Source organism: Arthrobacter sp. CAL618, assembly GCF_000468215.1.
GTDB lineage: Bacteria > Actinomycetota > Actinomycetes > Actinomycetales > Micrococcaceae > Arthrobacter_D.
Genome location: NZ_ASZW01000280.1, coordinates 22,858 through 37,697 on the forward strand (window position 1 = coordinate 22,858; position 14,840 = coordinate 37,697).

Genomic DNA, 14,840 nt, shown 5'->3' on the forward strand with positions numbered 1-14,840 from the left:
CTGCCTTCCAATGGTGGCGGCTCCCGGCGGCAGGCGTTGGCCTGGCACGGATGGAATTCATTATCAACAACCTCATTCGTATCCATCCGATGGCACTTGTTCACCCGGAATTGGTGACTGATCCCGACGAGATGGCGCAGATCAGGCAGCTCACCCGCGGTCATGACACTTTGCTTGAATACTTCGTTGACGTTCTCTCACGGGGCATCGCAAAAATCGCAGCCCCTTATTACCCGGGCCCGGTCATCGTCAGGCTCAGCGACTTCAAAAGCAACGAGTACGCCCATCTGATTGGTGGAAGCTATTTTGAGACCACAGAAGAGAATCCGATGCTGGGGTTCCGCGGGTCCTCGCGCTACTATGACGAGCGTTACCGGGAAGGATTTGCGCTTGAATGCCGCGCAATCAAGCGGGTCCGCGAGCAGCTTGGCTTTGCGAACGTCCTGGTGATGGTGCCGTTCTGCCGCACGCTCCGCGAAGCAGAGCTGGTCATCGAGGTAATGGCGGAGAACGGTCTGGTCCGGGGGGACGAAGGACTACAGATCTACATGATGTGCGAAATACCGTCAAACGTTATTCTTGCCTCGGATTTCGCCCGGCACTTTGACGGGTTTTCGATCGGTTCCAATGATCTGACACAACTGGTCCTTGGCGTCGACCGCGATTCGGAGCATTTGGCACAACTGTTTGACGAACGAGACGAGGCCGTCAAGTGGATGATCTCGCGTGCCATCGACAAAGCTCACGCGGCCGGAATAAAGATCGGCATTTGTGGACAGGGACCAAGCGACCACGAAGATTTCGCGGCGTTCCTGGTCGAGCAGGGGATCGACTCAATCTCGCTGAACCCCGATACTTTTCTCCGCACAGTCCAGGTCATCGCCGAGGCAGAGAAGTCACGAGTAGCTTCGAACCGCCAGACAGGTCAGAACCGCCAGACAGGGCAGTAGGGCAGCGCGGGCTTATGGGCGCTTATTCCAGCCTATGGGCGCTTATTCCAGCCCGGCACGCATAGCATCATCCAACCGACCGCCCCAGGCGAGCGGCGCAGCGATTCGGAACCGTCGCCCGCTGATGCTTTCGGGAACGATTCGAACAAAATGATCCTTCTTGCCGGCTTCCCAGGGAACGAGCAGACGGCCCACAGAGTTGAGCACCTCCGGAGTGCGGTCCAGCCTGTACGCGGGACCTTTAACAACGACACTCCAGGCGATAACTCCCTCCTTGTCTACTCCGTCCGCCTCCAGTGCAACCCGCTGGCCCAAAGCGGCGGCCAACTTGGAACCGTGGCCTGTCCGAAAGATGAAATCCCCGCCGTCGATTCTGTAGTTGATGGGGAAAATCTCGGGCTGCTCGTTGGCCCAGACTGCTAGCCGGCCGATCGAACCTCGTCGGAAGAGTTCCCAGCATTCTTCAGGGGAAAGGGTAGTGGTCCTGGGTATTTCAGCGCCGGTAGTCATGACCCCGAGCCTAGATTGATCTGCGGCCAACTCCTAGGGCCCAAAGACCCTTCAACGAGTGAGTTGGCCGCTGCCAGCCGCCTAGTCGTCATGCTTAACTTTATGAATCGGGGTAATCACCGTGGGACAGGGCAGATGACCAAGCACCCCGTGGGCAGTGGAGCCCAGCAGTAGCCGCCTGAAGCCTCCCCGACCGCGACTCCCGATCACAAGTAGGTGGGCGCCGGCTGCCGTTTGAACCAGGGCCGCAGCGGGTTTGGCGTCGGTCACCATCACCTTTCGCACGAGAAGCCCCGGGTAGTCCTCCCGGACGCCCGAAACGGTTTCAGACAACACGACCTGTTCCTCCTCCTCGAGGGCTTTGTCGAGGCTGGGCGAAAGGAGGCCCTTGTCGAGGAGATGGTTCGGCGTGTTCAGGGAATACACCACAATTAATTCCTGGTCATCCCGGTCGGCTTCGGCGGCGGCAAAGGCGACCGCCTGGGTGGATTCCTCCGAACCGTCGACGCCAACAACAACTCCCTTCCCGTTTCCCGCATGATCCCCAATGACTGCGACTGGGCAGGTGGCGGTTGCCGCGATCTGCAGAGCCCTATCCGTGAGGGTGCCACCCAGGTGGGCGCTGCCGGAGCCAACCACCAGCATTGACGCGTTGGCCGAGAATTCGCCGAGCGCCCCAGCGACACTGCCCTCCAGCAGCTTGGTGGTGATGTCGACGCCGGTGCTCCCGCGGACACGTTGTGCCGCGGTTTCCAGCACCTTCTGCCCGTTGTCCATCAGGCTCTCCGTCCAGGGGATCGCCTCGGTGACCCAGCGGTCGTCAACGACGTGCAGAATAATCAGCGGCACTCCATAACGATCGGCGCGAGCGGCGGCCCAGGTCACCGCCGCCTGACCACGAGCATTATCAGTGGTTGCAACGGCTATCGGTTTTGACGATTCCATGGTGGCCTCCCAGCGCGATGGTTAGGAGACCTACTGTCCTGCACCGCACCACAACCCGATAGGGCCCAAAGTCACGAGTACCGTGATCCGAAGGGGCAGCTGGGAGCACTACTTCAGCAAAGCCACATCAGAGACCAGATCGATGTGTGACTGCATCGCCGCCGCGGCCGCCGTCGGGTTCCCGGAACGGATCGCCTCGGCGATGATCCGATGCGACTTCAGTGACTGTTCGGGCCGCCCCGGCTGACTCAGTGACTCGATCCGGGTCTCCAATACCATCTCCGCGATGAACGCCATCAGTTGGGCCAGCACGGGGGAGTGGGCGGCGGAGGTGACCGCCTGATGGAACGACTCATCACCCTGGGTGCCCCGACCTCCCGCCGTCACCTCGGTGGCCATTGCTTCAAGGGCAGCGTCAATCGCCGCCAGGTCTGCTGCGGTCCGCCGGGAAGCGGCAAGGGCGGCCAGCTTCACCTCGAGGGTGCTGCGTGCTTCGGTGATCTCGGGCAGTCTGGTCTGATGCTCACGTAGCTTCCTGATCACCGTTGCCAGACTCGGCCGATACACCAGCACCGCCCCCGTGCCGTGCTGCACATCGATTACGCCCAGCACTTCGAGGGCCACCAGCGCCTGAGCCAGTGTCGCCCGCGAAACTCCTAGTTGTTCGGCAAGGATTCGCTCAGCGGGCAGGAGATCACCGGGCCCCAGTTGGGCGTCCTCGATGTAGACGAGGATCTGCTCGACCAGCTGCTCATAGAGTCGTGGCCGGGGTGCGCGGCCAAGCTGCCGTGGGTCGGGCAGTGCGTTCATCAGCGGTCCTCAACGTCAGTGGGGAGATGTCATGCCAGTTTAGGGGGCGAGCAGGTCACAATTGACAAATGGATCAGTGTCTAACAGTCTAGTCCAGTGCGCCGGTAACGTGCGTCACATCACACTTTCACTGGCGAAAGAAGACCTATGTCCGTCCCACTCCTCTCAATCATCATCCTGGCAGCGATGTTCCTCATCGCTACCTTGCTGCCCGTCAATATGGGTGCCCTCGCCTTTGTTGGCGCTTTCCTGCTGGGTGCAGTCTTCCTCGGCATGGAAACCGATGACATCATTGCCAACTTCCCCGGCGGCCTGTTCCTCACCCTGGTTGGCGTCACCTATCTCTTTGCGATCGCCCAAAACAACGGCACGATCGACCTCCTGGTCAGCGGAGCGGTCAAACTTGTCCGCAGCCGGGTGGCCCTGATCCCGTGGATCATGTTCGTCATCACGGGCGTCATCACCGCCGTCGGCGCGCTCGGCCCCGCAGCCGTAGCAATCATGGCACCCGTCGCGCTCGGTTTCGCGGCCAAGCACAAGATCAGCCCGCTGCTGATGGGCATGATGGTGGTGCACGGCGCACAGGCCGGCGGCTTCTCGCCCATCGCCGTCTACGGCGTCATCGTCAACGGCATTGTCGCCGACACCGGCTTCGACTACAGCCCCATGGCACTCTTCCTCTCCAGCCTCATCTTCAACTTCCTCATCGCCGTCGTCCTGTTCCTGGTTCTCGGTGGCCGGAAACTGTTCTCCGCCCGGGTCGAGCAGTTCGTCGAAAACGCAGCCGATGCCCGGATGCACGCCAGCGTGGGCGCTCGCGCCTCGGGTGCCGACGTCGACTTCCGTGGTACCGGGTCGGGCACCGACTCGCTCAAGGGCAAAGCCAAGCCAGCCAGCGACGGCGCCGTCGGCACCGAGAGCAAGCAGACTCTCGCGCAGTTCGCCACCATCGCCGGTCTGATCGTCCTCGCCGTCGTGGCGCTGGGCTTCAAGGTCGACGTCGGTTTCGTTGCCATCACCATCGCCGTCGCCCTCGCCTTGATCTCTCCACGGTCCCAAAAGGGTGCGGTCGAAAAAATCAGCTGGTCAACGGTGCTCCTGATCTGCGGCATGCTCACCTTTGTGGGTGTCCTGCAGGAAGCCGGAACCATCGAATACGTGTCCGACGGTGTCGCAAGCCTCGGCATGCCGTTGCTCGCTGCCCTGCTGATCTGCTACATCGGTGCAGTCGTCTCCGCGTTCGCCTCCTCCACGGCGATTCTCGCCGCGCTGATTCCGCTAGCCATCCCGTTCCTGGAATCCGGTGAAATCGGAGCGATCGGCGTCATCGCCGCCCTGTCCATCGCCTCCACCGTGGTTGACGTTTCCCCGTTCTCCACCAACGGTGCGTTGGTACTCGCCAACGCCCCCGAGGGCACTGACAGGGACCGCTTCTACAAGCAGATCCTCGCCTACGGCGGCATCATCGTCGTCGTCGGACCGCTGGTCGCCTGGCTGGTCCTCGTGGTGCCGGGCTGGCTCTAGGCCCTGAACGCCGGAACCGGACACCCCACTGAAAGGAAAAAGATCACCATGACCGACGTTATTACCAGCCCCGCAGAGCGGTCCGGCCCACTCGCCGGCACCCTCGTGGTGGACCTTAGCCGAGCCCTGGCAGGACCCCACGCTGCAATGATGCTGGCCGACCTTGGTGCCCGCGTGATCAAAGTGGAGAACCCCGGTTCCGGCGATGACACCCGCGGCTGGGGCCCACCCTTCGTGGGGCCCGAGGACAACCCGCAGGCCACCTATTTCCTGTCCTGTAACCGGAACAAGGAATCGATCGCCCTGGATCTGAAGAGCGACGACGGGAAGAAGGTCCTGACCGCCCTGCTGGAACGGGCCGACGTCGTCGTCGAAAACTTCCGGCCGGGCGTCCTGGACCGCCTGGGATTCTCGACCGAAGCAATGCACCAGCTCAACCCCCGCCTAGTCGTCCTCTCCATCACCGGGTTCGGGCACGACGGACCAGAATCCAGCCGGAGCGGGTACGACCAAATCCTGCAGGGCGAGGCAGGCCTGATGTCACTCACCGGGCCCAGCCCGGATGATCCGCAACGCGTCGGTGTGCCGATCGCTGACCTCCTCTCCGGGATGTACGGGGCGTACGGCGCACTGGCGGCACTGCTGGAAAGGGAAAAAACCGGTAAGGGCCAGGTGGTTCGGACCTCGCTGCTTGCCGCGCTGGTCGGTGTCCACGCGTTCCAGGGCACCAGGACCACTGTCGCCGGCGAGGTGCCGAAGGCGCAGGGCAACCACCACCCGTCCATCGCACCCTACGGCCTCTTCAACTGCGACGCCGGGAAGGTCCAGATCAGCGTCGGTAGCGAGAAGCTGTGGCAAAAGTTCGCCACAACCTTCGGGCTCGACGCCGACCGCGCCGAGTTCGCCAGCAACGGTGATCGTGTGCGTAACCGCGACCTGCTGATCGGCGAGATCGAACAGGCTTTCGCCGCGTACGAGTCGGAGCCCCTGCTGGCAAAGCTCAACGAAGCCGGCATTCCGGCGGGCAAGGTCCGGTCCCTCGATGAGGTGTACGAGTGGGAGCAGGTGAAGTCGCAGGGCCTGCTGATCGACGTCGAGCACCAGTTGCTGGGCAAGGTCAGCCTCCCCGGCCCCCCGTTGCGGTTCTTCGATGGCTCCGAGCAGGAGACCACCAACTCAAGCCACACCGCGCCTCCGCTGCTGGACCAGGATGGTGCCGACATCCGGCGCTGGCTGGACAACGCGCTGGCGAAGGACTCCTAGCATGACGACGACCCAGCCGGTGCGCCATCTCACGGCAGCGGAACTGATTGAGGTGGTTCTTGATCCGGGTACCTTCACCGCCTGGGATAAACCTGTGCCCGGCCCGCACCCGGACGCGGGGTACGAGCGGGAGCTGCAGGCCGCCCAGGAGAAGAGCGGCGTGGACGAGTCGGTCATCACCGGCGAGGGCCTGATCCGCGGCCGCCGCGTGGCAGTGATCGTATCCGAGTTCCGGTTCCTTGCCGGTTCCATCGGGCTGGCGGCCGCCAATCGGATTGTCGAGGCAGTCGAACGGGCCACCCGGGAGGAACTTCCGCTGCTCGCCGGGCCCGCATCCGGCGGCACCAGGATGCAGGAGGGCACCCTCGCGTTCCTGTCGATGGTGAAGATTTCGGCTGCCGTGCGCACCCACCGGCGGGNCGGGCGCGGTTGCCGTACCTGGTGTATCTGCGGCACCCGACCACCGGCGGCGTCATGGCGTCCTGGGGCTCCCTCGGCCACGTGACCGTCGCTGAACCTGGCGCGTTGCTCGGCTTCCTTGGCCCGCGGGTCTACGAGGCGCTGTATGGCACCCCGTTCCCCGAGAACGTGCAGATCTCCGAGAACCTGTACGACAAGGGGCTCATTGATGCGGTCGTCCCTCCGGAGCTGCTCCCCGAAATCGTCGACCGCGCGCTGAACGTTCTGACGCAGCAAGCAACAGCACCGGTGCCACCTCCGGCGACCCTCGACGTCTTACCCTCCCCGGTGGACGCCTGGACCTCCATCGAGATTTCCCGCAACCGGCGTCGCCCCGATCTGCGGAGACTGCTCAGCTGGGCCGCCCAGGATGTACTGCCGCTCAACGGCACTGGCCAGGGCGAAAAGGATCCCGGCCTCCAGCTGGCGCTTGCCCGTTTCGGCCACCAATCGTGCGTGGTGTTGGGCCATAACAGGTCCCGGGTGGCACCGGAAAGCTCAATGGGTCCTGCGTCGCTGCGCGAGGCGCGACGAGGCATGAAACTGGCCGAAGAACTTGGCCTGCCATTGCTGACCGTGATTGATACCGCTGGCGCCGCACTGTCCAGAGAGGCGGAGGAGGGTGGTCTTGCGGGCGAAATCGCCCGATCGCTTTACGACCTCATCGGCTTGCAGTCACCAACGGTTTCGGTGCTGCTCGGACAGGGCGCCGGCGGGGGAGCGCTGGCGCTCCTCCCTGCGGACCGTACCATCGCCGCCCACCACGCCTGGCTGTCACCGTTGCCACCCGAGGGGGCCAGCGCGATCATGCACCGGAGCACCGAGTTCGCGCCGGCACTGTCCGAAGCGCAAGGAGTCAATGCAGCGTCGTTGCATGCCAACGGGCTGGTCGACCACCTGGTTGACGAGCGCGATGACGCCGCCGAGGAAGCCAAGGCGTTTTGCCTCCGGATGGGAGCAGCTATCGAGTACGAGCTGTCGTCTCTGGCAGGGGAATCCATTGACACCCTCCTGACCCGGCGGGCCGCCAAGTATCGCGATCTGGGGCCCCGATTGGCTGCTCCGACGGGTTAGCAGGGACGCCTGGGTACGCTTCTCAAGTGCGGTGGGAAACACCCGGTGGGGTACGCTGAATCGACACCCACAACCTGGAGACGACCATGCAACTCGACGCCTCAGAGCTGACCCCAGTCATCAACCGCCTCAAGCGCGCGCAGGGCCAATTGGCTGCTGTCACCCGCATGCTTGAGGAGGGTAAGGACTGCAAGGACGTCATCACCCAGTTGGCTGCCGTGTCGAAGGCTTTGGACCGTGCAGGGTTCGCGATCATTGCCACCGGGCTGGAGCAATGTCTTACCAGCGACGATGCCACCATGGACAAAAAAGATCTCGAAAAGTTGTTCCTGTCCCTCGCCTAACCGGCCCTGCACGTCACACGGCGCCCGGGGGCCGTCCGCTATTGCGGGCGGGCGGTTTGGATGGCATAGTTCGGACGGTGCGGGGCGCCGCAGAGCTCTCGCGCTGCCCGGTCTCGACCCCCACACTGACTCAACGGTGAGGTTTCATGTCCCACAGCAGCAGGCGCGGTCCGGTCGATCCTCCCGTTCGAGCTACCGCCCAGCAGGATGCCGTCCAGAGTCCCTCCCTGGCAGACCTTCTCGGCCGCACCGCTGATGGAGATCAGGAGGCTTTCGCTGCCCTGTACAGGCAGACCTGCAAACGGGTCTACGGGCTGGTGCTGCGGGTGATCCAAAATGCAGCAATTGCGGCGGAAGTGGTGCAGGAGGTGTATCTGATGCTGTGGGCGTCGTCGGGCCAGTTCGACGCCGATCGAGGCTCTCCCCATAGCTGGATTTTGACCCTCGCTCACCGGCGCGCCGTCGACCGGGTGCGTAGCGAGCAAAGTTCTGCCGGACGTGACGCGGCGTACAGCCTGCGGTCAGCGGCAGTCCGACCGGACAGCGTTGAAGAAACGGTGCACCACACCCTGATGTCAGAGAGCGTCAGAAAGTGTCTTGGATCCCTCACCGACCGGCAGGCAGAGGCCATCAGCCTGGCCTACTACGGCGGAATGACCTATGTCGAAGTCGCTGAGACGCTACAGATCAAGCTTCCCACCGCCAAATCGCGGATTCAGGCAGGGCTGACCCGCCTGCGGGACGCCATGGAAGCCGACGGCTACGACGCCCTCTCCCGGTGAGCAGGAAGAAAGACAACCTTATGGACCCATACCTTCAACAGTGGTTCACGCGCCTGGCCGTCATGACGTCCGGGCTTGACCTCAACTCGGTCTGGGACAACTACACAGAAATCGGTGGCACCTGCGACATCGTCGAGTTCAAGGCGTACATTCACGGCCTGATGCAGCTCGAGCAATTCCAGCGGGACATGGTCTCCCACGCAATTAACGAGATGCTCGATGACAAGGATTCACCAGTGCGCCGTGCGGCGTACACAACCGACGACGTTTCCCTCGCCACAGGTGTCCCCACCGAAAGCAGCTTCGAAAGCCTGACCGATCCAGCGCTGCGACGCCTGACGACGACGGCGGCTGCCCTGTTCCCGGTCAACCAGGCCGAATCGCTGCGGCTACAGTCGTTGCATCGGACCGGGCTGATGGGGTCGGCTCCCGAGGAGCGATTCGACCGGATCACCCGACGGGCACAAGAGCAGTTTGGTGTCAGCTCTGCCTCGATTGCCCTGATCGGCCAGCACCGCCAGTTCATCAAATCGGTGACGGGTCCCATCGGTGAGAATGTCCCGCGCCGGATTTCCTTCTGTGACCAGACCATTCGCAGCGAACGGGTGATGGTGGTGCGTGATGCGCTGGCGGACAGCAAATTCCGGAACAATCCACTGGTGCAACTGAAACCGCACATCAGGTTTTATGCAGGATATGCGCTGCGTGGCCCCGGTGGTTGGCCGGTCGGCACGCTGTGCATCATCGATGACCGTCCGCGAGACTTCTCGGCGGCCGATGAGCTGGCCTTAAAGCAGTTGGCCGCCGAAGCCCAGAACCAGATGGAGATGAATCGGTCCTAGGACTCCAGCGGCCAACAGCCTGTCCGGGCTACTTCGCGGGAGCCATCGACATGGGCAGAACCCGCCGCATGACATCTGACAGCGTAATGACGCCGATGAACTTGCCATCGTCCATCACGGCCGCAAGCTGAACACTCGCGCTCCGGATCTGAGCCAACGCCTCATAGACCGGAACATCGGCCTCCAGCAGGAAGGCTGCACCGGCCAGCTCACGGACCTGGCGATCCGCTGGCTCGAGGAGCGTGTCCCGAACGTGGATCACCCCGGGAGGAGTACCGGCGTCGCCCTGCACGAGGATACGGAGGTGCTTCGACCGCGCCGCCGCTTCCTGGACATCGGCCATCGTGGCAGTGTCCGGCACCACCGTGGGCGCGCCGCCGGGAGCGATGAGTGAGCGAACCGTGAGGCTTTCCAGTTCCAGCGCACCCGACAGCTGCGTCTGGTAGGACGCCTCGAGTGCCCCAGTTGCAGCGGAATGCTCGACCAGGTGACGAATCGACCCGGCGTCCAACCCGCCGGCCGCAGCCCGGTTCACAGGTGTGACACCGCTGGCAGCGACGAGGCGGTTCGCGATGGCATTGACCCAGACCAGCAGAGGCCGGACGAGCCAAATGAAACCGCGTGACGGCAGCCCGATGAGCTTGGCAGACCGCTCGGGGTGGGCAATGGCCCACGACTTGGGCGCCATTTCTCCTACGACGAGGTGAAGGAAGGTCACAAACAGGAGGGACAGCCCAAACGCTGTACCGCCGGCTATTGCCTCCGGGATGCCCCAGGATGCGAGTACCGGACCCAACCAGGCGTCAACAGCCGGTTTGGTGATCGCGCCGAGAGCAAACGTGCAGGCGGTAATTCCCAGCTGGGCACCCGCAAGCATGATGGTGAGTTCGTTGATACCCCGCAGCGCGGCACGCGCTGAACGGTTGTTGGCCGCCTCGGCTTCAAGCCGGTAGCGGCGTGCACCCAACAGGGCGAATTCGATCACGACGAAGAATGCACTAAGGACGATGAGTAGCACCGTTACCAGGGTTACGATCATCGGGTTTCCTCACTGGTTTCATCAGCTGCGTCGGTGCGGCGCTCAGCGCGCTCACCGGCGTCGGCGTTCTCTGGGGTGAGCTCGATCAGCCGCACCAGTAACTCGCTCGGTACATGCCGGGTTACTTCGAGGACTTCGACGTCGAGCACACGGCGGACGGGCTCATCCTCGACCAGGTCGCGGGGATCGTCGGGGAGAACCACAGTGACTGTTTCGCCGACGGCCGGCAGTTCGCCGCGAACGGCGATCAGCACACCCGAGATCGTCTCGTAGTCGCCCTCGGGCAGTTCGTGCCCGATAGCGCGCTCCACCTCATCGACGTGCACGTCACCACTCATCCGCCAGATGAAGTCCTCTTCGGACTCGATCGTGGGTGGTGCTTCGTCGTCGTGCTCGTCGGTGAGTTCACCGACGAGTTCCTCTGCAAGATCCTCGACGGTGATGACGCCGGTGAAGCCGCCATACTCATCGATCACGCAGGCAAGCTCGTTGCGGGAGTTCATCAGCTGCTCCAGCGCATTGGGCAGGGACATCAGGGTCGGCAGCACCAGCGGCGGGTGCATGACCGCCGTCACCAGGGTGTCGTCGCTGATGCTTGCCGGCAGAATATCCGCGAGCTGGACGACGCCGAGGGGTTCCTCGGTTTCGGACACCACGGGATAGCGGGTGTGGGCATCGGCCATCAGGGTGCGCACATAGCCCACCGTTGCCTCGGGCCCGACGGTGCCGACCTGTGACCGCGGAATCATCGCGTGTTCAATATCCCGGTCGGGGAAGTCGAGGATACGGTCAATCAGCATCGACAGTTCTTCGGGCAGGTCACCACTCTGGCGGGAATCGGCCACAATGCGGTCCAGATCCTTCGCAGTTGCGGTGGTATCGACGTCGTGGACTGGTTCAACCCGGACGAGCCGCAGCAGGGCGTTGGCCGAGTGGTCGAAGATCGTGATCAGCCAGCCGAACGCGGCAAGGTAGATCGTGGTTGAGCGAGCCAGTCCGCGCGCCAGCGGCTCAGCATTGGCGATGGCCAGGTTCTTCGGATACAGCTCACCGAAGATCATCTGGACAACTGCCGCAACAACGAGGGCCAGTACCGTGCCGATTGAGATACCCAGGGCGGCCGGCAAACCGGCCCCGCCGAGCAGGACACCCAGTGACTCACCGACCAGCGGTTCAGCCACGTAACCAATCAGTAGACCGGTGACAGTGATGCCCAGTTGGGCGCCCGACAGCATGAAGGACGTTCGCTTGGTGACCTTCAGGGCCCGTTGGGCAGAGACATCGCCGGCTTCGGCCAGGACCGCAAGCTTGGTCCGGTCGACCGACATGTAGGCAAATTCCTGGGCCACGAAATAGCCGTTGGCGGCAATGATGGCGAGGATGATGATGATGCCCAGTAAGAGGGTGAGCAGGGTGATCGTCATTTAGTTGACCCCCCGCAGTCGGCCGGCGTGAACCCACGGCCGAGACTTGATTCAGGATTCAGATTGAAAGAACAACAATGACTGGGGTCATCAGAGGACCCCGGTTGCGTACGCAGTTAGACCAGCACCTTTAGCAGTCTTGGAAACATTGACATAACCACTATACCGAGAGCCCTGCGACGGCCAGTAACCTACTACCCGGTGGCCGCGTTCGACCTTCCGCCGGAGCAGGGAAGAATAGGACTGTGAGTGAGGCAGGGCAGTTCATCGACACCGCGCTGCAGCGCGAGGCGACGTGGGAGCGGGCCGACGATCGGGGTAGCGGGGGCCTGCGGATTTATGGGGCGTCGGTAGGCGCGGTCCGGGGCGCCGTCCGGGATGCCTTCCGCCGCTACCGCGGGCTGGAGCACGACGCCGTGCTGGCGCTCAGTTCGGAGCTGTGGGCGGTAGCGGTGTTTGAACGCCGGTTGGCGGCCATCGTGGTGCTGCAGTCGAGACTGGCACTCCTTCAGGTGACAGACCTGACCCGGGTGGAGGGATTTCTGCGGCAGGGGGGCAGGCCGGAGTTGGTCGATCCGCTGGCCATCGACGTGGTGGGTCCGTTGACCGACCGGCTGAACCAACGTGACGGGGACCGTGCAGCAGTGATACTGGACCGGTGGGCGACCGACGTCGACCCCTGGCTCGGCCGGGCGGCGCTCCTCTCGTCGCTCCGCCCCTTGCGTACCGGCGGTGGCGACTGGGACGGCCTGGTGCGGCGGGTCAAAGCCGCGAGAGCAGCAAACCGTGAGGGGGCCGGGCGCGACGTCGTCGGCGAGGCAATCGAGCTGATCGCCAGGGAACTGGCCACAGCCCGCCCGGAACTGGCCGTGCCACCGGTGTAGCGCGCCCACCGCAACAGCCGCGGAACGCGTCATAGACTGGTGCTGCGGCGGCCCCGGGTTGGGGCCAGCCACCCACCGCAGTCCAGCAAAGGTGCTCCTTCATGCCAGCTTCCTACTATCGCCCGCTGGGCGAAGGCAGTTTCGAATCCACCATCCACGCGCAGGGTGCCTGGAACCCCGAAGAACAACACATGGCGCCAGCGGCCGGGTTGCTGGCTCACTGCCTCGAGCAGTGCAGTCCTCGACCTGACCTGCGGATGGCGCGACTCAGCTTCGACATCCTTGGCATGATCCCCGGGGGCACGTTCGATGTGCTGGTCAAGGTCATCAGACCGGGCAAGACCATCGAACTGCTGGAGGCGGAGATGGTCTCCGGCGGACGGACGGTGATCCGTGCCAAAGCCTGGCGCCTGGCGAAGGCCGACAGTGCGGCGGTTGCGGCAATCGAGGACGCACCTATGCCCGGCCCTGACCAGGCGGGCCCCTTTGCGGACATGACCGCCTGGCCCGGGGGATTTATCGAGTCCCTGGAGTTTCGGGTCGTCGAGGGTCATCGCCCGGGCCGGGGCCGGGTCTGGTTGCGTACCCCACATCAGATGGTTGAAGGCACTCCGACAGCTGATCTGGTGCGGCTGATCGGCCTGATTGATACAGCGAACGGGGTGTCGGCACGGGTTCCTCCCGGACCGGGCAGCTGGATGTTCCCCAACCTTGACCTGCAGGTCCACCTGTACCGCGAACCGGCGGGGGAGTGGCTGGGCCTGGAGACGAGCGTCAGTTTCGGTGCTGACGGGATTGGGCTGACCTCCGCGGTGTTGCATGACACCACGGGTCCCTTCGGCCGGGCTGAGCAGATCCTCACCATCCGGAAGCTGTAACGACGCCCTGCCAACGGCCGCACTGCAACTAGGGTTGATACGAGTTATACCTGTCGATTCAAAGGAGCAGCACGATGGAATACCGCAAGCTTGGCAACAGCGGCACTGCAGTGTCGGCGTACGCCCTGGGCACGATGACGTTCGGCGCGGAGGCCGACGAAGCGACTTCCCACCAGGTCCTCAGCGCCTACGCGGCCGCTGGCGGCAACTTCATCGACACCGCCGACGTGTACACAGCTGGCGCGTCCGAGAGGATCATCGGTTCCTGGCTGGCCAAGAACCCCACGGAGCGCGACCAGATGGTCCTCGCGTCAAAGGGACGTTTCCCGATGGGAGATGGCGTCAACGATATTGGCCTGTCCCGCCGTCACCTGCGCCGGGCGCTGGACGACTCACTGGCCCGGCTTGGCGTCGACCACATTGACCTGTACCAGGTGCATTCGTGGGATCCACTCACCCCGCTGGAGGAGACCCTGGGTTTCCTCGAGGATTCGATCCGCAACGGCAAGATCGGCTACTACGGATTCTCCAACTATTCCGGCTGGCAAATGACCAAGGCCGTCTGGCTGGCTAAGGCCCACGGCTGGAACGCGCCGGTCACCCTGCAACCCCAGTACAGTCTGTTGGTCCGCGAGATCGAGTCGGAAATTGTTCCGGCAGCGCTCGACGCCGATATCGGCCTCCTGCCCTGGTCGCCGCTGGGCGGTGGCTGGCTCACCGGAAAGTACCAGCGGGATACCTCTCCCACCGGCGAGACGCGGCTGGGCGAGAACCCCGAGCGCGGCATGGAAGCCTGGAAGGAACGCAACGCCAAGGAGCGCACCTGGCGCATTATTGACACCGTCGTAGACATTGCAGCTGAGCGGGAGGTCACGGCATCGCAGGTGGCCCTCGCCTGGGTGGCCCAGCAGCCAGCTGTCACCTCGGTCATCCTGGGGGCACGGAACACCGATCAGCTCACCGACAACCTGGGCGCCGACTCGGTGACCCTGAGCGCAGCCGAGGTCGACAGGCTTTCAACGGTCAGCGCACCGGAGGTCTCCGACTACCCCTACGGTGTGCCGGGCCAAGAGCAGCGCAGCCGCAAGATTGACGGCGGGCGCTAACCACCC

Annotated in this window: 14 protein-coding genes and 1 pseudogene; 10 read left to right on the forward strand and 5 right to left on the reverse strand. The window is 63.7% G+C overall.

Annotated features, from left to right (window positions below):
* The coding region (locus tag K728_RS23410; protein WP_443111014.1) for a putative PEP-binding protein at positions 1 to 950 on the forward strand (950 nt) is incomplete at its 5' end.
* A gap of 42 nt (positions 951 to 992) precedes the next feature.
* Here the strand turns inward: K728_RS23410 and K728_RS0117335 are convergent.
* The 3 genes from K728_RS0117335 to K728_RS0117345 form a co-directional block, all read right to left on the reverse strand.
* Positions 993 to 1,460, reverse strand: coding sequence for a pyridoxamine 5'-phosphate oxidase family protein (locus K728_RS0117335; RefSeq protein WP_019482473.1), 468 nt, complete (start codon positions 1,458 to 1,460; stop codon positions 993 to 995).
* 81 nt (positions 1,461 to 1,541) lie between these two features.
* Positions 1,542 to 2,405, reverse strand: coding sequence for a universal stress protein (locus tag K728_RS0117340; protein WP_024477458.1), 864 nt, complete (start codon positions 2,403 to 2,405; stop codon positions 1,542 to 1,544).
* 108 nt (positions 2,406 to 2,513) lie between these two features.
* Entirely contained in the window at positions 2,514 to 3,215 is a 702-nt protein-coding gene (locus K728_RS0117345; protein WP_019482471.1) for a FadR/GntR family transcriptional regulator, read from the reverse strand.
* Between the two features lie 147 nt (positions 3,216 to 3,362).
* On the opposite strand from K728_RS0117345, the gene K728_RS0117350 reads away from it, so the two are divergent.
* From K728_RS0117350 to K728_RS20290, 6 genes and pseudogenes are all read left to right on the forward strand, one after another.
* Positions 3,363 to 4,739 (forward strand): SLC13 family permease, encoded by a 1,377-nt coding sequence (locus K728_RS0117350; protein WP_024477459.1) that lies wholly within the window; start codon positions 3,363 to 3,365, stop codon positions 4,737 to 4,739.
* A gap of 48 nt (positions 4,740 to 4,787) precedes the next feature.
* Entirely contained in the window at positions 4,788 to 6,002 is a 1,215-nt protein-coding gene (locus K728_RS0117355; RefSeq protein WP_024477460.1) for a CaiB/BaiF CoA transferase family protein, read from the forward strand.
* A gap of 1 nt (position 6,003) precedes the next feature.
* Positions 6,004 to 7,535, forward strand: a pseudogene (locus K728_RS19875) (carboxyl transferase domain-containing protein).
* A gap of 86 nt (positions 7,536 to 7,621) precedes the next feature.
* Positions 7,622 to 7,879 (forward strand): metal-sensitive transcriptional regulator, encoded by a 258-nt coding sequence (locus tag K728_RS0117365; RefSeq protein ID WP_024477461.1) that lies wholly within the window; start codon positions 7,622 to 7,624, stop codon positions 7,877 to 7,879.
* 146 nt (positions 7,880 to 8,025) lie between these two features.
* Positions 8,026 to 8,661, forward strand: a complete 636-nt coding sequence (gene sigK, locus K728_RS0117370) for an ECF RNA polymerase sigma factor SigK (protein ID WP_024477462.1) — start codon at positions 8,026 to 8,028, stop codon at positions 8,659 to 8,661.
* 20 nt (positions 8,662 to 8,681) lie between these two features.
* Entirely contained in the window at positions 8,682 to 9,503 is an 822-nt protein-coding gene (locus K728_RS20290) for a GAF domain-containing protein (protein WP_019482465.1), read from the forward strand.
* A 28-nt stretch (positions 9,504 to 9,531) separates the two neighbouring features.
* On the opposite strand, the gene K728_RS0117380 is transcribed toward K728_RS20290, so the two are convergent.
* Positions 9,532 to 10,542, reverse strand: coding sequence for a CNNM domain-containing protein (locus K728_RS0117380; RefSeq protein WP_024477463.1), 1,011 nt, complete (start codon positions 10,540 to 10,542; stop codon positions 9,532 to 9,534).
* Positions 10,539 to 11,966, reverse strand: a complete 1,428-nt coding sequence (locus K728_RS0117385; protein ID WP_019482463.1) for a hemolysin family protein — start codon at positions 11,964 to 11,966, stop codon at positions 10,539 to 10,541. Before K728_RS0117385 ends, K728_RS0117380 begins: the two co-directional genes overlap by 4 nt.
* A 245-nt stretch (positions 11,967 to 12,211) precedes the next feature.
* Here K728_RS0117385 and K728_RS0117390 point away from each other — a divergent pair, with 245 nt between their 5' ends.
* The 3 genes from K728_RS0117390 (at position 12,212) to K728_RS0117400 (ending at position 14,834) form a co-directional block, all read left to right on the forward strand.
* Positions 12,212 to 12,850 (forward strand): DNA alkylation repair protein, encoded by a 639-nt coding sequence (locus tag K728_RS0117390; protein ID WP_024477464.1) that lies wholly within the window; start codon positions 12,212 to 12,214, stop codon positions 12,848 to 12,850.
* Positions 12,851 to 12,951: 101 nt separating this feature from the next.
* On the forward strand, positions 12,952 to 13,728 hold the full coding sequence (locus tag K728_RS0117395) for a thioesterase family protein (RefSeq protein ID WP_024477465.1): 777 nt from the start codon (positions 12,952 to 12,954) through the stop codon (positions 13,726 to 13,728).
* A 74-nt stretch (positions 13,729 to 13,802) separates the two neighbouring features.
* The gene (locus K728_RS0117400) at positions 13,803 to 14,834 is read left to right on the forward strand and encodes an aldo/keto reductase (RefSeq protein ID WP_024477466.1); all 1,032 of its coding nucleotides are present in this window, start codon (positions 13,803 to 13,805) and stop codon (positions 14,832 to 14,834) included.
* The last annotated feature ends 6 nt before the right edge of the window (positions 14,835 to 14,840 follow it).